The sequence below is a fragment of the Coleofasciculus sp. C1-SOL-03 genome (genome assembly GCF_040220555.1).
Taxonomy (GTDB): domain Bacteria; phylum Cyanobacteriota; class Cyanobacteriia; order Cyanobacteriales; family Coleofasciculaceae; genus Coleofasciculus.
Genome location: NZ_JAVJUO010000074.1, coordinates 1 through 21,504, shown reverse-complemented (window position 1 = coordinate 21,504; position 21,504 = coordinate 1). Strand labels below are relative to the sequence as shown.

13 protein-coding genes are annotated in these 21,504 nt (G+C 46.8%); 3 read left to right on the top strand and 10 right to left on the bottom strand.

Features of this window, described 5'->3' with window-relative positions:
* Positions 1–424 precede the first annotated feature (424 nt).
* The 8 genes from RIE73_RS12410 to pflB all read right to left on the bottom strand — a co-directional run bounded on the left by RIE73_RS12410 (position 425) and on the right by pflB (position 12,373).
* Positions 425–3,028 (bottom strand): GAF domain-containing protein, encoded by a 2,604-nt coding sequence (locus tag RIE73_RS12410; protein WP_446401464.1) that lies wholly within the window; start codon positions 3,026–3,028, stop codon positions 425–427.
* Between the two features lie 330 nt (positions 3,029–3,358).
* Positions 3,359–6,100, bottom strand: coding sequence for a bifunctional acetate--CoA ligase family protein/GNAT family N-acetyltransferase (locus RIE73_RS12405; protein ID WP_446401463.1), 2,742 nt, complete (start codon positions 6,098–6,100; stop codon positions 3,359–3,361).
* Positions 6,101–6,317: 217 nt separating this feature from the next.
* Positions 6,318–6,827 carry a hydrogenase maturation protease gene (locus RIE73_RS12400; protein WP_446401462.1) on the bottom strand — a complete coding sequence of 170 codons (510 nt, stop codon included), beginning with the start codon at positions 6,825–6,827 and terminating at the stop codon, positions 6,318–6,320.
* A 62-nt stretch (positions 6,828–6,889) separates the two neighbouring features.
* A complete protein-coding gene (locus RIE73_RS12395; RefSeq protein WP_446401461.1) occupies positions 6,890–8,056 on the bottom strand; it encodes a SpoIIE family protein phosphatase in 1,167 nt (388 codons plus the stop codon).
* Positions 8,057–8,180: 124 nt separating this feature from the next.
* Positions 8,181–8,687, bottom strand: coding sequence for a PAS domain-containing protein (locus RIE73_RS12390; protein WP_446401460.1), 507 nt, complete (start codon positions 8,685–8,687; stop codon positions 8,181–8,183).
* Positions 8,688–8,780: 93 nt separating this feature from the next.
* Positions 8,781–9,038: a (2Fe-2S) ferredoxin domain-containing protein gene (locus RIE73_RS12385; RefSeq protein WP_446340354.1), complete on the bottom strand. Its 258-nt coding sequence runs from the start codon at positions 9,036–9,038 to the stop codon at positions 8,781–8,783.
* 16 nt (positions 9,039–9,054) lie between these two features.
* Entirely contained in the window at positions 9,055–9,828 is a 774-nt protein-coding gene (pflA, locus tag RIE73_RS12380) for a pyruvate formate-lyase-activating protein (RefSeq protein WP_446401459.1), read from the bottom strand.
* Between the two features lie 259 nt (positions 9,829–10,087).
* Positions 10,088–12,373, bottom strand: coding sequence for a formate C-acetyltransferase (pflB, locus tag RIE73_RS12375; RefSeq protein WP_446401458.1), 2,286 nt, complete (start codon positions 12,371–12,373; stop codon positions 10,088–10,090).
* A gap of 1,357 nt (positions 12,374–13,730) precedes the next feature.
* Between pflB and RIE73_RS12370 the strand changes: the two genes are divergently transcribed.
* The 3 genes from RIE73_RS12370 (at position 13,731) to RIE73_RS12360 (ending at position 16,765) form a co-directional block, all read left to right on the top strand.
* The gene (locus RIE73_RS12370; RefSeq protein ID WP_446401457.1) at positions 13,731–15,644 is read left to right on the top strand and encodes an SUMF1/EgtB/PvdO family nonheme iron enzyme; all 1,914 of its coding nucleotides are present in this window, start codon (positions 13,731–13,733) and stop codon (positions 15,642–15,644) included.
* 483 nt (positions 15,645–16,127) lie between these two features.
* Positions 16,128–16,430, top strand: coding sequence for a nucleotidyltransferase family protein (locus tag RIE73_RS12365; RefSeq protein ID WP_446401456.1), 303 nt, complete (start codon positions 16,128–16,130; stop codon positions 16,428–16,430).
* Positions 16,427–16,765, top strand: a complete 339-nt coding sequence (locus RIE73_RS12360; RefSeq protein ID WP_446378079.1) for a HepT-like ribonuclease domain-containing protein — start codon at positions 16,427–16,429, stop codon at positions 16,763–16,765. The genes RIE73_RS12365 and RIE73_RS12360 overlap by 4 nt, the downstream gene beginning before the upstream one ends.
* 154 nt (positions 16,766–16,919) lie before the next feature.
* Here the strand turns inward: RIE73_RS12360 and RIE73_RS12355 are convergent, their stop codons facing one another.
* The gene (locus tag RIE73_RS12355) at positions 16,920–17,636 is read right to left on the bottom strand and encodes a Uma2 family endonuclease (protein ID WP_446401455.1); all 717 of its coding nucleotides are present in this window, start codon (positions 17,634–17,636) and stop codon (positions 16,920–16,922) included.
* A 298-nt stretch (positions 17,637–17,934) separates the two neighbouring features.
* Positions 17,935–20,502 carry a leucine--tRNA ligase gene (gene leuS / locus RIE73_RS12350; protein ID WP_446401553.1) on the bottom strand — a complete coding sequence of 856 codons (2,568 nt, stop codon included), beginning with the start codon at positions 20,500–20,502 and terminating at the stop codon, positions 17,935–17,937.
* Positions 20,503–21,504 lie beyond the last annotated feature (1,002 nt).

Sequence of the window (21,504 nt, the reverse complement as noted above, 5' to 3'; positions counted from 1 at the left end):
GCCTTGCGCCCCTACCTGCATATTACGGTTTTCTTCATCACAGGACTTACGCAGTTACACCATAATGGACTGACACAGCTAAAATTGTGGAATAGATTTATCATTGAATCGGGCGCAAGTCTTTGCGCCCCTACAGTTTCCGGGCGTAATTCTAATTTATCCAAAAGCCCTTGGCTAATCCCACGCTGATGCGAAATAATGCAGATGCAAACTCTAATCATCAACGAGATTGTGATGACTGCATTTTTATTCATAACCGACTTAGATAACACTCAATCCAGAGGAAGAAATCGTTGATCCCAAATGGGCAGAAGCGATGGCAAGTCAGGGTTCAGGTGGTGCTTACAGGGACTTGAAGGTACTACTGGGTATAGGGTGTCGGGTATAGGGTGTCGGGTGTCGGGTGTGACAAATGACAATTTTATTACTTCCGCGTCATTGTATGCACGCCATCCCAATACTCAGGAGGCGGATTATCCTGATAATGTTTCGCCCGTTCAATGTGAATTAAAACAGGTTTGTCATGGGGTTCTAGTTCATACGCTTCTTCAAAATATATAATCGCCTTGGCAAAGTCACGATTCATGTATGCCTGACGCCCTTTGGCATACAGAGCTAAAAATTGGTGCGTCTGATCATTAAGAGGCGTGTCGATATCTTGAATCAAATGATAAATGCTCACCGCTTGGTTTTTCCCCTTCACCCGAATTTTATCTAATTCCCGCACCCAAACGTTATGACGACACAGGTTATAGGTGTACTCACTAATAATAATATCGCAGCCATACTCTTTCGTAATACTTTCTAAGCGAGCGCTAAGATTCACACCATCTCCGATAACCGTATAATCCATACGTTTGTGAGAACCAATATTACCCGACACCACTTCCCCCGAACTAATGCCAATCCCAATATGAATCAAGGGTTGGCGATTTCGCATCCGAGGTTCGTTAAACTTGGCTAAACGCCAACGCATATCTAATGCCGATTGTACCGCCATCCAGCCATGATTTTCTTTTAACGCCAAGGGAGCGCCAAACACTGCCATGAGCGCATCGCCAATAAATTTATCTAAGGTTCCTTTATGCTCAAATACTGATTCCACCATGGTTTCAAAGTATTTATTCAGCAGGGATACCACTTCCGATGCGCCCAAGTTTTCGGTTAAGGTTGTATACCCACGAATATCGGAAAATAAAATCGTGACATCCTTTTTACTTCCCTGCATCAATGCATCTTCACCCAATGCCAAGACTTCATCAGCTACCTCTGGCGTCATGTAACGATACATGGTGGTTTTCAGCCGTTTTTCACGACTAATATCTTCCAGAACCACTAAACCGCCGCGCACCGTTCCTTGGGGATTGGTTAAGGGATTGACGGTTAAATTAATACTGCGTTCAATCGGTTGAACTTGGGTTTTAGAGAGGTAGGGAGAAGACTGAGACTGATCCGGGGGTTCATTCCACAAACTATAGGTCTTGGGGTCATCACTTCGAGGAATGGCTAGGAGATAAATATGAGTATCATCCTGGGATTGAAAATAGGGGGGACTATTCGGCAGTTCTATCTCCTCCAGGGGACATTGAAATAGACCGACCATTAAATTTTGTTCAGGAAGGTAATGCTTCGTTCCAGTAGTGAGACTATCTTGTAACCGGACTTGCAGATGTTCAATCGGCACAACTTCCCAGACGTAACGATGGGTGAGTTTTTCCTCCCACAACTTGCGGTTGCGATTATTCAGTTGCTCTAAAGGACACCCTAATAAACCCAGCGCTGCATCATTAATCGTGACGATTCGTCCCTGCATATCAGTAGAGATTACCGCATCAGACAGGCTTTGCAGGATGTCTTTTTGATATTGTTTTTCAATCAGAACATTCTCAAACAGCTTGGCATTTTCCAAGGCAATTCCAGCTTGAATATTAAATGCCCGCATAAACTCTTCATCGGACGTAGAGAAGCTGCCTTGATTTTTATTAATCAGTTGCGTCACCCCAATTAATTCCCCCCCGGAGTTAAACACGGGCATACAGAGAATATTGCGGGTGACATAGCCGGTTTTTTTGTCCGTTGTTGGATCAAAGCGAGGGTCTTTATAGGCATCAGCAATATTCAAGGGTTGACCCGTAGACGCCACATACCCGGCAATTCCTCGATTCGCCGAAATCCGGATTTCCATCATCTCTTTGCCATCTGCTGTGGCGACTTTACTCCACAGTTCCCCATTATCTTTACTAAGCATAAATAAGGTAGAGCGGTCAGCTTGCATTAACTCCCGCGCTTGATCCATAACTAGACGCAGTGTGGCTTCTAGGTCTAAACTTTGACCCAGGTACTGAGTTGCCTTGAGCAAAGCCGCAGCACCGCGTTGGTTACGGGCTGCCATGTAGAAAGATTGGCAGGTTTCTAGGATAATGCCGATAGACGCGGCAAAGTCTCGGAAGCACTGTTCATCTTCTTCGTCAAAGGGTACACCCCCCGCTTTATTCAATAGCTGCACGACGGCGACAATCTTTTTATTACTGCTGACAATGGGGATACATAACAGTGAATTGGTATGATAACCGGGAGATTCGTCAACTTCGGGATTAAAGAGGGGGTGATTATAGGCTTCGGTGATATTCAGGGATTCGCCCGTCGTCGCTACATGACCGACTAAACCCACATTTAGAGGAATGCGAATTTCCTTGGTCGCCTTGTCTTCACCGGAAGGAACTTTTGCCCACAATTGATCTTTGTCACCATCAACCAGGAAAATCGTTGTGCGTTCGGCTTGCAGGAGTTGACCGATTTTCAGGGTAAACGCCTCCATCACCTGCTCCAGCATGGTTTCTAGCGCTTCATGGTTAATCATTTCCAGCGCTCGCAGAAATTGCTGAAATTCAGCGGTGATGAAATCCAGTAAGCAAATAAATTCGGGAAGGGATAGGTCTTTAACTCGATGAGTTAGGACGCTTGTGCGATTGAGTTGGGTTAACTGAGTCAATGTAGCAAGAACGCTACCAGCATTAGACAGTGTCATAGGATTCGCTGTTGAACAGCTACTTGTGGCTCTGGCTGTCAGACGCGCTCTTATGCACGTCGGGTGTCAGGATGGAGTCGGGGTCAAATAGGCGCAGTGAAATCAGTGATAATTGAAAAACGCTTCCGTTTTCAGCTAGTTTAGACCAATCTCAATTCTAAACAAATTTATCATCAGGATTCAGGTGACTAAGTAGGGGCTGCTGAATAAGTCTGGTGGTGGGGAGAGGCAATAGGGAATAGGGAATAGGCAATGGGCAATGGTTTCCACAGACAAATCCCCGACTTCTGGGAGAAGTCGGGGATCTTGCTTAAGGCTGTACCTCAAGTACTACAAACGAATCTCGGCTTTGACTAAATCAGTACCCGCCCGTTCGAGATGGAATCCCACTTTTTCTGCTACCTTCTGCATCGGCACATTTTCTGCCAGAATATCAGCGGTGATCCGAGTGAGTTTCTCTTGACGCCCTACTTGGATAATGCGTTTCAGTAATTCTGTGCCTAAGCCGCGACGCTGGTAGGGGTCACTAATTAACATGGCGAATTCCCCTTCATTAATCCCATGCATCTTGCTCAATCGCGCCACGCCCAAGATTTCATGTTCTCCAGTTTGCGGATTTTTATAGTCCGCCACCAGTGCCATTTCCCGATCATAGTCGATAAAGCAGATGCGGGTTAACCGTTCATGGGCAATCCGGCGACTCAGCTTCATTAAGCTGAAGTAACGCAAATAGACACTTTCCTCCGATAGCGTCTGGTGGAATTGCACGATTAAGGGTTCATCCTCTGGACGAATCGGACGAATCGTCACGGGCGTGCCATTATTAAGCTGCCATGGCGTAACATACTGCCGAGGATAGGGACAAATCGCGGTTTTGGGCAGTTGGTTTTCCTCAACATCGAGATCATGGAGGATAATCCGGGCATCTAGGGCAATGAGTCGATCTGAAGACGCTTGCAGGGGATTGATATCAATTTCTTTGATCCAACGCTGTTCAATCACCAACTGACTAAAGCGAACCATAATCTGCTCAAGTTCGGCTAAATCAATGGCTTGACGTCCCCGCACCCCTTTGAGTGCCTTATAGATTTGCGTCTGTTCGATCATCCGTCGCGCCAGGGTAGTATTCAGAGGCGGTAGGGCGATCGCCCGATCCTTGAATACCTCAACTAACTGTCCCCCAGACCCAAACACTAACACCGGTCCAAACTGCGGATCAACGATGCTGCCAACAATCAGTTCATAGGCACCATCCTGGCGCACCATTTCCTGCACCGTAACACCCAGGAAATGTTCAGCGCCGACTTTCTCCGTCACCGTGGATTTGATTGTGTTATACGCCCAGCGCACTGCATCGTCATCGGTGAGATTCAACTGCACCCCACCTACATCGGTTTTATGGGTAATCGTTTCCGAGAAGAGTTTCAACACCACCGGGTATCCCAGGGAATTTGCCCAATTCACCGCATCCTCTTCCGTTTTTGCCACCCCTGTATGCACAATCGGGATATTATAGGCAGCGAGCAGTTGTTTCGATTCCAACTCGGTCAGAATCGTCCGTCCTGCCTTGCGTGCCGTTTCAATCATCTTTTGGGCAAGGGCGCGATCGGGTCCGGTTTCTTCGGATGAGGGTAGAATCGGCGTTTCGTAGATTCCACTCAGGTTGTAGCTGTACTGCCACATTAAATTAAATAACCGCGCCGCATCATCGGGGTAGGGATAGGTGGGAATGCTAGCACGGTTGAGTAAGGTTTCCCCAGTTTTGGTTTCTGATCCCCCCATCCAACTGGCAAACACGGGTTTCCCGGCTTTCTGGGCATAGGGTTTTAACTGTTCGGCAATCTGGGTGGGATCAGTCATGGCTTGGGGCGTGAGAATCACCAACAAGCCATCACTATTGGGATCTTCAACCGCAATATCTAGGGCTTTGGTATAGCGATCGGGGTCAGCATCACCGAGAATATCAATGGGGTTGCCATGACTCCAATGGCGGGGCAGGATTTCGTTAAGGGCAGTGACTGTTCCCTCCGAGAGTTCTGCCAATGCACCCCCGGCACTAATTAGGGCATCCGTTGCTAACACCCCTGGTCCCCCGGCATTGGTAATAATGGTTAAGCGAGGTCCTTTGGGACGACGAGGTTGTTTTGCCCACACCTCCGCCATATCAAACAGTTCAGAGATGGTATTCACCCGCACCACCCCACAACGGCGGAAGGCGGCATCCAGGACATTATCGCTTCCGGCTAAAGACCCCGTATGGGAGGCGGAGGCTTTCGCAGCAGCTTCGGTGCGCCCAGTTTTAATCACAATAATCGGCTTGGTTAATGCCACTTCCCGCGCGGCGGAGAGGAAGGATCGGGCATCACCAATGGATTCCATATAAATGACGATGCTATGGGTATGGGGATCATCACCGAGATAGTAAATCAAATCCCCCCAACTCACATCCATCATTGAACCAATGGAAATAAAGGCACTAAAACCGACATTTTCCCAGAAACTCCAATCGAGGACAGCGGTACATAATGCCCCACTCTGACTAATAAATGCCAAATTCCCCGGACGCGCCATCGTACTGGCAAAGGTAGCATTTAACCCCGTGCGTGGACTCATTAAACCCAGGCAATTGGGACCAATAATTCGCAACTTGCCCCGGGCGGTTTCCAGAATTTGTTGTTCTAACTCAACTCCCTTTGGACCAATTTCTTTAAATCCGGCTGAAATAATAATCGCGCTTTTGACGCCAACCTCAACACATTCTTGGACTACGCCCGGTACTAGAGGGGCGGGTATGGCGATGATCGCCAAATCCACGGGATCGGGAATGTCTTTAATGCTGGAATAGGCGGGAATCCCTAGGACACTATGGCGTTTAGGATTCACGGGAAAAATGGTTCCCCCGAAGGGATTACTCATTAAATTCCACAGCAGGGTTCGCCCCACACTTCCCTCTTTATCTGTCGCCCCAATCACAGCAACGGTATCGGGGGTAAAGAAAGAGTGCAGCGGTTGACGTTCGGAACGCAGAATATCGTAAGCTGGATCGGTGGTTGGTTTAAGTGGCTTAACCATTGTTTTGTCCTTTTAAGCGCTTGTCGGAAGACAACTCGAAACGTTACGGTTAAATTCACATCATTGAACGGACTGAAGTCTAGTGTTCTCCCTGATAATCTGCCATCTGAGGGGGGAAGGTGGGGATTTGAAGTTTTACCCTTCAGTTAGTTCGAGGGTATGGCGCGTGAATTAACTCACCCTCTCCCCTATCTCCCAGACGTGCCATGGCACGTCTCTACACCCCCATCTCAGTGCAACCTGATGATAATCGAGGTGGTGATTCCCCTGGTATTGCCAACAGGCGATGAATATGAATGAGGGCGTCAGTAACTCCCTGTTGGGCAATGGGTGAGAGGGTTTCGCCAAACTCGAAGTCAACAGCGGGAATCGTAACCAGCCAAGCGGCAGGAGAATGACCATAGAGGGCTTGGGCTAATGCTAACAGCGATCGCGGATCACAATGATGCCCGCAGGGAACCGTATCCGCATCCCCCGATTGTAGGGAAATGACTTGCACCAAGGCTTTCTCTGGGGAAACGTCCGAGATCGGATAAGCATCCACAAAGATAGCCCCATCCACGCTGGCTAAGGGTTCTGCCAATTCTGGAGTCAGTTGGTGCAGGGAGTGCGATCGCACCCCACAGCATCCCCATTCTTGCACCTCCATTGCCACAATTTGACCGACACCGTCATCCCGCCGCAGTGTATTCCCATAGCCAATCACTAGATGGTGGTCATTTGTCATTGGTTGTATGTCCTTGTGTCAGGGTTTGCAGGAGATTTACAGATGATGTCCACTGACTGAACTTAGCAGTATTCTAACTGGACTTCTTTTTTGTGATTTTGCAAATACTTCACTACCTCTTCTACTAAATTTCGGCGGATGGAAATGTTTTTGGGTAACAGCGGATTTTGGTAAAATTCGTTAATTTTCTGCCCCACCAAGAAGAGTACCGAATCCGCCATCAAGATTTCCTTAGCCAGAAGCGCCGCACCATTGCGGTCAGTCGGTAAGCGATCGATATCACATTTACATTTTTTTAAGATTTCTAGGCTTTTGGAGATCGTTAATATCCCTTCGGTTACCAGGTCAATTTGGCTTAACTTACCAATCGGCGGCAAATCCGGTCGCATCGTGGCAATATCCATTTCTACCTCTTCGCCCAGATATTTACCCACAATATTCCCGGTGGTGCCGCCACAGATTACTTTTCTGCCCTCAAAGTTTAATAAGCGTTCCACATAAACCTGATCGTGACGTTGATCCAGAGGCGGACCCGTAAAAATCATTAACTCATTACGCTTCCGCACACAGAGACCCACAAACGTGGCATCATCCCCAATTTTCCCTTGATAAAGGTTGTGCGTTTCACCAATCACTTTACGGACAATATTACGGGCTGTGTAGGTATCCCGAATATATAAGCTTTCGATGTATTTGGCAATATTTTCCCAGCCCCAGCCAAAATTTAAGACCGCACCCAGCCCCGCATACAAGACGCCATCACTAATCGCCCCCAGAAAATCCCCCCGTTCTAACTGCCCTTCGGAAATGACAATTTCTTTATCCAGAATTTTCTCCGTTCGGGTTTCCACGGGGACAGGTTTTCCTTTCCGGAAATGAAAAATTGGCGGGTTATCAAAGTTGATAACTTTAAATTGATTCGTTGGGTGATGAATCCGAATAATCGTAAACGTAGCGTAAGCAATTTTCCGGACACTACAAATCGGCAACGTACCAATCACCGTTTCAATTACCTCGGTTAGAGGCAGATCGGCATTCAACATGGTGATCAAGATTTCCGTCGTCAGGGTTGCCAGAATATTCGCCTTGACACCACTGCCCAACCCATCGGATAAAACAATCGTCGTTTTATCCTTCGTCTTGATAAACTTAACCTGGTCACCACACAGTTCCTCTCCCTTTTTATTTAAGCTTAAATCATAGATATCCAGAAAATTATCACGACTCATAAGCTTTTATATTATAGTGTTAAACGACTACTCCCCCTGCTCCCAGACGTAGCATGCTACGTCTCTACATTGCTCCCCCTGCTTCCCCTGCTCCCCCTACTTCCCCTGCTTCCTAACCTATTTTCTACCCCATCTCCTGTTCCACCATTTGAATAATCTTCAATAGACTCACCTTCGTCGTTGCTGTTGTTTCTCCCAATATTCCCGCAATTTCTTGAACCACTTTCATTTGATTATCTACAACCTCATTAACCTTTTCCACCGTTTCCCGCTTAACTTTTATCAATTCTCGCTTACGCTGTAACTCATAACTCATATTCACCAAAATAGCTGCAATTATATTTTCCTCTTTAATCGGAAAAATAACTTCTCTGACATAAAGTTGGTGATTAGCGTACTCTTTTTCCTTCCCCTGAATCACCTCATCATTATCCCAGACTCGTTGAAAATCGCTGACATCTGTCAAAATAGAGGAGGCGGACTCACCAATAGCCGCCTCCTGTTCCACATTAAACATTTTGCAAAAGGCAGGATTCACTAGCTTGATTGTCATATCTTTATCCACGACAATCAAACCGTTGGGATCATACCGCCACAATAATTCCCACAAACTCTTATCGTTATTCGTCATAGTATTTATTGATCAAGGTGCTATTGCCAGGTTAAGTGAAACTTATTGTTCCCTGTTCCCTGTTCCCTGTTCCCTGTTCCCTCTCCCTAGACATCATTGAATACAGGGCAGAATCTCTTGTTTAAACTTTTGCTCAACATTGTTAGCATTGATATTGACAAAGAATTTATCCTTAAACTTCATCACAATACCAGCGCTACAGGTCTCCAAACAAAAGGAACCCTTTAATTCAACTTTATCCTCCAAATTGTAGGTGCTAATCAACTCCTGAATTTTGGGTAATACTTCATAAACACCCAATTGATGACACGCTGAACCCATACATAAATAGAGATTTTCTTTCCCGTCCATAGTCTACACCTCAATCTTACTGCACGTTCAGCCCCTGTCTTTGAAAGATGTCCATAACCTGCTGCACCTGTTGGGGCGTTGGCGAGGGTGTGTCTTTAAGCTGATAGTCATACCCTAGCTGTTGCCATTTATATTCTCCCATTTTGTGAAACGGCAGAACTTCTACGTTTTCCACATTGCCCAAGCTAGAGACAAACTGGGCTAATCCCTCGATACTCTCTAGGTTATCGGATAAATTGGGAACTAGGACAAAGCGAATCCAGGTTGGCTTTTGAATCTCACTCAGATACTGGGCAAACGCGAGTGTGGGTTCTAGGGAAACGTTGGTAATCTTAAAATAAATTTTGGGATCAAAGGATTTGATGTCCAACAAGACCAAATCGGCATGATCCAGCACAGGTTTAGCCACATCCAAATTGACATAACCCGACGTATCTAGGGCGGTATGAATCCCTTGGTCTTGGCAACGTCGGAAAATTTCGCGGACAAACTCCGGTTGCATCAAGGGTTCACCCCCTGTTATCGTAACGCCGCCGCCAGAAAAGCGCATGTAGGAACGATACTTTGGAATCTGGGTCATCAGTTCATCAACCGTAACCTCCTGACCTTCACGAATGCAGCGGCTATCCGGATTGTGACAATAGAGACAGCGCAGCGGACAGCCTTGGGTAAAAATAACAAAGCGGATACCCGGACCATCCACTGTACCGCAGCTTTCTATGGAGTGAATGCGTCCAGTTACAGAGGTTTTGGGAGTGGCGATTGGGGATTGAGAAATTGATGATTGCATTACCATAGTTCAAATGTTGAGTTTGTAGGGGCGGGTTTGATGACTATCGTTTACGAAACACCTAGATGTAACTAAACCCGCCCGTGTGTAGGGGCGGGTTTGATGACTATCGTTTACGCAAGCACCCAGATGTAACTAAACCCGCCCCGACTTGATTCGAGGAAACCTGGTGCGTGATCCTTCGCCTTGTCGTGTTAGCTGGTGGGCAATGCCCACCCTACGCTATATCTAGGATTTCGGCGAACCAAAACTATTGCACCTAAATCCGTTCGTGGAATGTGCGATTAATCACATCCAGTTGCTGTTCCCGGGTTAACTTAATAAAGTTCACCGCATAACCCGATACCCGAATCGTTAATTGCGGGTATTTCTCCGGATGATCCATCGCATCCAGCAGAGTATCGCGATTGAAGACATTGACGTTGATGTGATGACCTTCGTCATGGAAATACCCATCCAGCATTCCCACTAAATTAGTCACCTTCGCATCATCCGTCTTACCCAACGCTTGGGGGACAATGGAGAAGGTATAGGAAATCCCATCTTGGGCATGTTCATAGGGGAGTTTCGCCACTGACGCCAAGGCTGCGATCGCGCCATTGCTATCACGACCATGCATCGGGTTCGCACCCGGGGCAAAGGGTTCCCCAGCTTTGCGCCCATCCGGGGTACTTCCGGTCTTCTTCCCGTACACTACATTGGAGGTAATCGTCAGAATCGACTGGGTAGGAACAGCGCCGCGATAGGTCTTATTCTTGCGGACTTTATCCATAAACGCTTTCACCAGGTTGGCAGTAATCTCATCGGCTTGATCATCATTATTGCCAAACTTGGGATAATCTCCTTCCACCTGATAGTCTACGGCTAAACCTTGATCATTGCGGATGGCTTTCACCTTGGCATATTTAATCGCCGATAACGCATCGCCAACCACCGACAACCCAGCAATCCCACATGCCATTGTCCGATAAACATCCCGGTCATGTAGCGCCATTTCCAAACGCTCATAACAATATTTATCGTGCATGTAGTGGATCACATTCAAGGTATTGACGTAGAGTTTCGCCAACCACTCGATCATTTGGTCGAATTTCCCGATCACCTCGTCATAATCGAGGTACTCTGAGGTAATCGCTGCCAGTTCCGGACCGATTTGTTCGCCCGCTTTTTCATCCTTACCGCCATTAATCGCATAGAGTAAGGCTTTCGCCAGGTTAACCCGTGCGCCAAAGAACTGCATCTGCTTGCCAATCGGCATTCCCGATACACAGCAGGCAATGCCATAATCATCACCATAGTGCGATCGCATCAGGTCATCGTTCTCGTATTGAATCGAACTGGTTTCCACGGATACCTTGGCGCAGAACCGCTTAAAGTTCATCGGTAGCCGTTCTGACCAGAGAACGGTTAAATTCGGTTCCGGTGCAGGACCCAAGTTATAAAGCGTATGCAAGAACCGGAAACTCGTCTTCGTCACCAACGGACGACCATCTTCACCCATTCCGCCAATGGCTTCGGTTACCCAAACCGGGTCACCGGAGAATAGTTCATTGTAAGCTGGTGCCCGCAGGAAGCGCACCATCCGCAGTTTCATCACGAAATGGTCAATTAATTCCTGCGCCTCGGATTCGTTCAGCGTGCCGTTATTTAAATCCCGTTCAACGTAAATATCTAGGAACGTAGACACCCGTCCCAAAGACATCGCCGCACCATTTTGTTCCTTCACCGCACCCAAATAGCCAAAGTACGTCCACTGTACCGCTTCTTGGGCAGTTGCCGCCGGACGGCTAATATCACAGCCATAGCTAGCTGCCATGTCTTGCAGTTCGTTTAGCGCCCGGATTTGTTCAGAAATTTCTTCCCGTTGCTGAATAACGGACTCATCAATCGCATCGAATTCCAGAGACTCTTGCTGTTGTTTTTTATCCGCAATTAAACGGGTGATTCCATATAGTGCAACCCGGCGATAGTCACCAATAATTCGACCCCGACCATAGGCATCCGGTAACCCCGTAATGATCCCAGAATGTCGCGCCTTCCGCATTTCCCGCGTATAGGCATCAAACACCCCATCATTATGGGTTTTGCGATAGTTGGTGAAAATCTCTTCCGTTTGGGGATCAAGCTGATAGCCGTAAGCTTCCAGGGATTTCTTGACAACTCGGATACCACCCAAGGGCATAATTGCCCGTTTTAACGGTTTATCGGTTTGGACGCCGACAATTTGTTCCAGGTTTTGATCAATATAACCCGGTGCATGGGCAGTGATACTGGTGGGGACTTTGGTATCGACATCTAAAATACCCTTTTCCCGCTCTTGCTGCATTAAATCGCAGACTTTTTGCCAGAGTGTTTTCGTCCGTTCCGTTGCTCCGGCAAGGAAAGAGTCGTCTTGTGTGTATGGGGTATAATTCTTTTGGATGAAATCCCGGACATTAATTTCATTCGTCCATTTACCGGGATTAAAATCCTGCCATTGTTCGCATAAAACACTAGCTGTCTCATGCTTTTGTGTAGATGTGTTAGGTTCAATTGTCCCAACCATAGGCATTATTTACCTCTTTTTTTGTGCAAAGTTTTGAACGTTAGACGTAGCCCTGACCATTCTTGTTTAGACGGTTTGGTCAACAGTCTAAGGTGATTGTGGTTCTGCTAAAAACTCGTAGCGTTTTATTTGTACCTCAGGCTCTTGACTCTAGTCATGGGTCTCTAGGAAGAACAGTAAGGTTGATCCTAACTAAATCTATTCCTTGCGGTCTATTTAGCCTGGACATTTACCGCTCTCTCTAACTGTCTATCTCTATCGTAACTCCATGGATATTAAATCAGCAAATTTTGGAGAAGTCAATCTACTGCTTTACAAATATTTTTAATGTCAAGGTAGGTTGATTTTTCCAGAACCTGTGGGGATAATACTACCCATTCCAATCCGTTTAGTGTTACAATAGGAGAATATTTTTTAAAAGTGGAAATAACTCCCCTCGCCCAAGAAGGGTATCTGGTGAGGACTGGAGCTTGAGTTGACACAGATGACGTTGATGCCCTACATCCTTATCTATAGGTAATCCAGGTTCAGGAAAATCCAGGTTAGCCCAAGATGTGGCGCTCTGTTGGGCAGAGAAATCCACAAAAACAATTCCCTGTCTGATAGAATGGCACAATTATGCCCGCGATCGCACCCCACCCCAAACGCTACAATAACCCCCTCTCTTGACCTGGAGCGCTTTCCCTCTGCGTCCTGGAGCGTTACCCGATCAACGTTATCGAATTCACCCCTAACTCCTCAACACTTCCCTCAACTCACACCCACCCCATCTCCCTAGAAGACTGGATGGAAAATCCCCCCATTGGTACAGAATGGGTCAATGGCGAATTAATCGAAAAACATTGATGAACGATTAGACTAGAGTGACTAAAATAATTTTGAGTTGAGCTATTGACAAATACAGTAGTTTTCGGGAATAATTACTTTATAATGGGAAAATGTGCCCGCCTATAGGGTCGAATTTCATCCTGATTCAATACAAGTTGAGTGAAATCACGAGTTTCTGGTTATCCCATCAGTAATAGAGCAAATTGTCCTAACGCCGAACAACGCCTCGGAATCAGTTAAAGCGTCAGAACTTGCCAAAAATGTGGATGCGATACGTTCTCTTCGGAACAGCCTCCGCCAACGCGCGTTGGCGAACTCATTCGAGTAACGTCCAATTTAGGCGACTTTCAGCGTTCAATTGTCCCGATGCCGCAAGTCCCTTAGAGCGCCAATTGGCACGTCCAGAAAAGAGGACACAGATTTTTTTTGACCTGAAACTGACACATCTGCATCAGACTGAAAGGCTATAATCTGAATGACGCAACCCTTCGACTTCGCTCAGGGTATCAGGAAGAGGAACCAAGGACGTATGGCATGGACGCCGGGACACCCGTTAAAAAAGCGCCCCTTTGTGGTGGATTGTGTCCTAGGGGAGGGCGGATTCGGAATCACCTACAAAGTCCATCATCAGTTCCTCGACCAGGATTTTGTGATTAAAACGCCCAACGCCCGTCTAATAAATGACCCCGATTATCCCAAATATCTGAACCGCTTTATTCAAGAAGGACAGCGAGTCGCTAAAATTTGTCATGACCCCCATCCCCATATTGTCCGGGTGACGGATTTGTTTGAAGAGGCGGGAACTCACTGTCTGGTCATGGATTATGTGCCTGGGGAGAGTTTATGGAAATACGTGCAGAATCAAGGCGCGTTGTCAGAAGCCCAGGCGGTGCGATATATTCGCCAGATTGGGGATGCGCTGCGTGTGGTGCATCAGGCGGGATTAGTGCATCGGGATGTGACACCCCTGAATATTATGGTGCGGAGTCCGGAAAAAGCGGTATTAATTGATTTTGGCATTGCCAAGGGATTAATCCCCACCACGAGTACAACCACGGATAAAGCAGGAAATCAGGGATTTGCTCCCTATGAACAGATTGGATTAGGGAGTCGAGAGGTTACGGTTGATGTGTATACCTTAGCGGCGTCCTTATATTATGCGGTGACAGGTCAGCGTCCCGTTGGTTCCTTGGGGCGTAAGCTGTTTAATGCAGAATTAGTACCACCGCAACAAATTATTTCTGGGTTAAGTGATGCCACGAACCAGGCTATTTTATCGGGAATGGCATTAGAAGCGAAAAACCGCCCCCAATCAATAGAAGCATGGTTGGCGTTATTAACGTTTGAACCGCCAATTATCCTGTCGGTGACATCTCCATCAGTTGAGATTTCAGCCACGGTTCAACCTGACTTTTCACGTCATGGGGAAAAATCAACATCAAACCTAATCCCCCAGCCCCCTGGGGAGAATTCAAAGCCTCTCTCCTTGCAGGAGAGAGGTTTGGAGAGAGGTTTTCCAGATCCCGTGAAAAGTAAGACGGTTCAGCCGGCAAAAACTGCCAAAACCCTACCCGTGTCAGCCTTTGACTTTGAGGTGGTGACGGTGGAGGTTAAATCGGGGTTGTTGGGGAAAAAACTAACGCTGAATCGTCGCACTCATCAGGCGTACCATTACATTGAAACCCTTGGCGATGTGCCTCTGGAAATGGTGGCGATTCCGGGGGGTACATTCCAAATGGGTTCGCCAGAGACTGAGGAAGGACATAAGGATAATGAAAGTCCTCAGCATTGGGTGACGATTAAACCCTTTTTCCTGGGGAAATACCCCATCACTCAGGCGCAATGGCAAGCCGTGGCTCATTTTCCCAAAGTTGAGCGAGAACTTGACCCTGACCCCTCTGAATTTAAAGGAGAAAACCGTCCTGTAGAGCGGGTATCATGGTATGATTGTGTGGAGTTTTGTGCGCGATTATCGCAGTACACAGGTTGGAACTACCGACTTCCTAGTGAGGCGGAATGGGAATATGCCTGTCGTGCTGGAACAACAACACCGTTTCATTTTGGTGAGACGATTACTACCGATTTAGCTAACTATAAAGGTAACTATATTTATGGTGCAGGTGTTAAGGGCAAGTATCGTAAGGAAACCACTCCCGTGGGCAGTTTTCAAGTCGCGAATGCCTTTGGCTTGTACGATATGCATGGAAATGTGTGGGAATGGTGTCTTGACCAGTGGCATGATAGCTATGAAGGTGCGCCGTCAGATGGTCAAGCTTGGATAATTGATGATGATAATGATAATCATTGTCGGCTGTTGCGCGGTGGTTCGTGGTTCTACAATCCCAGGGGCTGTCGTTGTGCGGCTCGCGGCAGGAAGACCCCAGACTTCAGGCACGGCATCCTCGGGTTTCGGGTTGTCTGTGGTGCGGCGTGGACTCTTTAGCACTTGACACTTTTGCCCTTTTGTCCTGTTCCCTATTCTCTTTTCCCTCTTCCCGCCTGCGGCGGGTCGATTTTTTTCAACAGCTAAGTTCGTAGTTGCGCTGTCTTCGCCATCAACGCTTGTATCGCTTCCTACTGGCATGGTACAGATAAAATCGTGATATAGATATTACCATAAAATCGGGCGCACGTCAGATGTAGGTTGGGTAGAGCGTAAGCGTTACCCAACAGGTTCTATGGAGAGTTGGGTAAGTCGTCGGACTTTCATTAAAGTTAACGGTTGAGATTAGGCAATAAGCTGTTTGGCATTTAAACCTTAATATCAATAATGGCGAAAGCCGTGTAGTGCGTTAAGCGAAGCCATGCCGCAGGCTTTGCATCTTGCTCGCTACTAATACCCCATTTAAATGCATGACAGCTTAAACTAGAAAAACTCTGCCAGAAACCGGATTAAAAACTACTTGGCTAAATCGAGGAAACCCCCATGTCTAGTAACATCCAAATCCATCCCCTAATCACCACCAATAAACCGCAAATTCTAGCCATTTCTGCAAAGTATGGAGCGTATAACATACGACTATTTGGTTCCTATGCCAGAGGGGAAGCAACAAACAATAGTGATATTGATTTTTTGATGGATATGGAAACAGGAAAAAGCTTATTGAATCGCATTGCCCTTAAACAAGAACTCGAAGACCTACTCGGTAAAAAAGTAGACATCGCCAAGCCAGAAAACCTGCATGAATCAATACAATCCCAAATCCTTAAAGAAGCTATTCCTTTATGAAAAATCAAATTCTTTACCTAACCAATATCCAAGACTGTATTCAAGCCATTGAGAATTACACCCATGAAGGTAAACAAGCATTTTTCACCAATAAAATGATGCAAGATGCCGTGATTCGTAATTTGGAAATCATTGGCGAAGCGACAAAACGACTTTCCGAAGAAATTATTACAAACTATCCGAATGTTCCCTGGCGACAAATGGCAGGGTTAAGAGATGTATTAATCCATGACTACCTTAAAGTAGATTTGGAAGAAGTTTGGCTAGTAGTAGAAACAGATATTCCACCTCTAAAAGTCCAAATTCAACAAATTCTCGACACTCTCACTACCTAAATGAATAGGGACATGAATTATAGTAATCGCCATAGCGGTTATGACGCATCATTTGGTAGAGATGTTCCGGCGGAACGTCTCTTCACGCTATATTTTTGGGAAAGTTATACTATCAAGTTTAGAGGTGTTAAATCGGGCGCACGTCGGTGCGCCCCTACTGTTCTGAATCCGGGTCAATACCCATCGCTCTTAATCGTTCTGCCAATCTTGCCGCTTTTTGCTCGGCTTGTTCAGCGCGTTGGCGTTCTTGTTCGGCACGTTGACGTTCTAATTGGGCGCGTTCTTCACCAATTAACAAAAGATTGCCTTCATTATCCCACCAACGCAGCCAATATTGGGTTTGATTTTGATACGTCCCCTGCCAAAGTCCCAGTTCTACTCCTAAGGGTGTAATCGGATAGTGACCCCGTTCATTGGGTTGTAATTTTTGATAGGAAAAATTCAGTAAATTATAAACTTCTAGCTTTCTAGTTTTGATTTCAAAAATGCCATAGTAGGGAATGCGGATAATCCGTTCATAAACCCAGAATTTACCCGGTTTCGTAGTTTCTCCTTCAGCGGAAACCGATAAGGGTGTCGTATCCCGTTCCTCATCCCCATTCCCACTGGCAAATTCTAAAGCAATCATCGGTGCCATTAATTCCCGCCAGAGAACATAAGAACGGCGAATTTCACCATTCAGTAATGGGGGAACATTAGGAACATAGAACCAATCGGGCGCTTCTGCACCTTTTTCTGGGGGGTCAGTTTCGCGCCAATAAATACCGCAGTCTTGTCCAATGGCATATTCTCCATCGGGATGGAGTTGCTGCAAAACTGAACCAATGGAATCGGTCAAAATGATACTTTGAGGATGTTCTTGAAATGTCATTTGTCATTCGTCATTGGTCATTCGTCATTGGTCATTGGTCATTTGTCATTAGTCATTTGTCATTTGTCTTATGGTCGGGGCGGGTGTAGTGGCGTGGCACACCTAAAATGGTAGATTAGAATTGTAGGGGCGCAAGGCTTGCGCCCAGTTTAAACGTAAAATCTATTCCACAATTTTAGCTGTGTCAGTCCAGTAGGGTAGCGTAACGCACCATTTCAAAAGATAGTAGTGAAACCCGTCCCTACACATAGACGCGCCATGGCACGTCTCTTGATGATTCTATCTCCCTACCTGGATATCAACCTGTCACCACAAAATTAACCAGCTTTCCAGGTACAACAATCACCTTTTTCACCGTCTTACCTGTGATATAACGCTGGGCAACCTCTGACTCCCTGGCGTACTGTTCCAAGGCTGATTTATCGGAATCAGCAGGAACCTGAATGGTGCCACGGGTTTTGCCCATGATTTGAATTACCAGGGTAATCTCATCGGCAACTAATGCCTCTGGTTCAAAGGTAGACCAAGGTTGTCGGTGAACCGAATCCGTATGACCAATTCCATGCCATAACTCTTCCGCAATATGGGGGGCAAAAGGGGCTAATAATAGAATCAGAGTCTCGATTCCTTCAGCATAAACGGGTGAATCTTTGCACTTGGCATCACCGAGGGCGTTGCTGAGTTTCATTAACTCGGACACCGCCGTATTAAATTGATACTCCCCATCTAAATCATCGGTGACTTCTTTAATCGCCGTGTGAACTGCCCGCCGTAGGTCTTTTTCCGGTTTACTTAACTCAGGGGGAGTGGTGGTGGAACGGTTGGTTCCTTTGGCGACAAACTCCTCCACCAACCGCCAAACCCGATTCAGGAAACGGAATTGTCCTTCCACATCCGCATCATCCCATTCCAAGTCTTTTTCTGGGGGGGCTTTAAACAGAATAAACATGCGGGCGGTATCCGCACCATATTTGTTAATTACCTCTTCGGGTGCAACACCGTTATATTTAGATTTGGACATGGTTTTGTAGGACACCTCCAGGGTTTCCCCGGTTTCTGGGTCTTTGGGGTCACTGGGGTTGACCTCCACCGAAGGAACCCATTTCCCGGTTCTAGGGTTCATGTAGGTTAATCCCTGTACCATCCCCTGAGTTAACAGACGCTGGAACGGTTCATCAAAATTGAGTAAACCGCGATCGCGCAGGAATTTGGTGAAGAAGCGGGAGTACAATAGGTGCAAAATCGCATGTTCGATGCCACCCACATACTGGTCTACGGGCATCCAGTCATTCGTTTTACTGGAGTCAAACACCTGCTGGTGATTATTCGCATCCGGATAACGCAGGAAATACCAGGACGAATCAATAAACGTATCCATCGTATCCGTTTCCCGTTTCGCCGCTGTCCCACAGGTGGGACAAGGCACATCCGCCCATCCCTCTACCTGGGATAACGAGGCGACTCGCCCGCCACTCATGGCTACATTCTCCGGTAATTCTACAGGCAAATCCTGCTCCGGAACCGGAACAATGCCACAATCAGGACAATAAATCACCGGAATCGGTGCGCCCCAGTAGCGCTGGCGCGAAATTAACCAATCCCGCAGGCGATACTGTACCCGCGCTTTCCCCCATCCTTTCCGTTCGGCGTAGTTGACAATCTCTGCTTTGGCGGAAATAGATTCCATCCCATTAAACAGGTCAGAATTCACCACCACACCGGGTTCAGTATACGCCTGTTTCGGTTCAGCTTTCGGGTCAGCCGCATCTGCTGGAACAATCACCACCTTGATGGGTAAATTCTGTTCCGTAGCAAATTGGAAATCTCGCGCATCATGGGCGGGAACCCCCATCACCGCCCCTGTGCCATATTCATAGAGGACGTAATCGGCAATCCAAATCGGGATTTCTTCCCCCGTAAACGGATTAATCGCCTTACCCCCAGTAGGAATCCCCCGTTTCGGCTTATCCTCAGCCGTGCGTTCCAGTTCGCTTTCCTGAGTTACCTCCTGAATAAAGGCGTCAACCGCAGCTTTGCGGTCAGGAGTCGTCACCTTTGGGGTTAAGGGATGTTCCGGTGCTAACACCACATAGGTGACGCCATAAACCGTATCGGGGCGAGTGGTAAACACACCGATTTTTTCATCCAAGTTGATAATCGGAAACTCTAAATAAGCGCCGACGGATTTGCCAATCCAGTTGGCTTGCATCAACTTCACCCGTTCGGGCCATCCCTCCAGCTTATCTAAGTCGTTGAGTAATTGTTCGGCATAATCGGTAATTTTCAGGAACCACTGGCGCAAGAGTTTCCGTTCCACTTTCGCACCAGAACGCCAGGAACGCCCCTCACTATCCACCTGTTCATTTGCCAGTACGGTTTGGTCAATCGGGTCCCAGTTAACGGCGGCTTCTTTCTGATAAGCTAATCCGGCGTGGAGAAATTGCAAGAAAATCCACTGCGTCCACTGGTAATAATCTGGCGCACAGGTTGCCAGTTCTCGGTTCCAGTCGTAGGACAAGCCCAGACGCTTTAACTCAGACTGCATCTGAGTAATATTTTGATACGTCCACTTGGCAGGATGGACACCGCGTTGAATCGCGGCATTTTCCGCAGGTAACCCAAAGGCATCCCACCCCATCGGATGCAGGACTCGATAGCCCTGCATCCGGCTTTTGCGGGCAATGACATCAGTAATCGTATAATTACGGACGTGACCCATGTGCAGGTTGCCCGATGGATAGGGAAACATCGACAGGGCATAGAATTTGGGCTGATCTGCCTTGTCCTGGGTTTGGTCTAAGTTGTGGTGTGACCAACGGGTTTGCCACTTTTCCTCTATCTCGACGGGGTTATAACGCGACTCCACCAAAGAATCTCCTACAGGGTTGAACTCTATCCGTTTTAACAATTTTGGCACATCATCAGGGGAGATGAGGAATTCGTATGTAGTAAGGGCTTTAGCCCGTTACAATCCTGGGTTGACTACTGGCGTGACAGCAATAGTTCAGAAATCGACCAAAAGCGACGTGAAACTCCATCATTTCCGATTCTTGTTTGGGCATTAGATGCACAAAAGGGTTTTTTTGTCAAATCTGCCCCTGATGAGTTGATGAAAATTGGGTGTTGAAATATGTTTGTATTTTCTCAACTTTTCCCAAGTTAGGAAAAAAATTGACGTTATTTTAGGGCTTTGATGCGTTTTGCCCTTAAAAATGACCAAAATAAGACAAATTTACAGGATTCAATTTCCTCATACTACAACCAAAACCAACGGTAAGTCAAGCTTTGCCAGGAATTTCTGACTTAAGCCCTCAGTCCGATTATCTTGATCAATTTAAAACTCAACGGATAAATCGAAAAGTTATAGTTATAGGATAGGTTCACGGGTGAGGATGCAACCGGACATGATACTATCCGAGTTGTATCGCCGGGATGATTTCTTTGAGTTAGGGTGAAACTTACCAGGATGTTCGCGATCGCACCACCAGCAAACAAAGAGCGATCGCCAATCACCTGCAGCCTTGGAGTCTTAAGAGAATAGTGACATGATTAATCAGCGTATTTTGGGCATTGACCATCCCCCCTTGCCCCTTGACTTTGCTGGCGAATGTTACAAAAGAGCGTCAAATCCAATAAAATCGTTAGCTACTCTAACGTATTTCGGTCATTCTAGGGCAGAATGTTAAATTCGCCAGCAGTATCCCCTTCGTAAGGGGGGTTAATGGAACCTTACAGGTGTAGGTTTTTTATTTTATGGTTGGGACAAGACAAGGAGGGCAAGGGGGACAAGAGGACAAGGGAGGAAAACCGTACAGAATCTTGTTCGGTCAAGCTAACTTCTAAAAGCCGAAACGCCCTATTTTTCGTT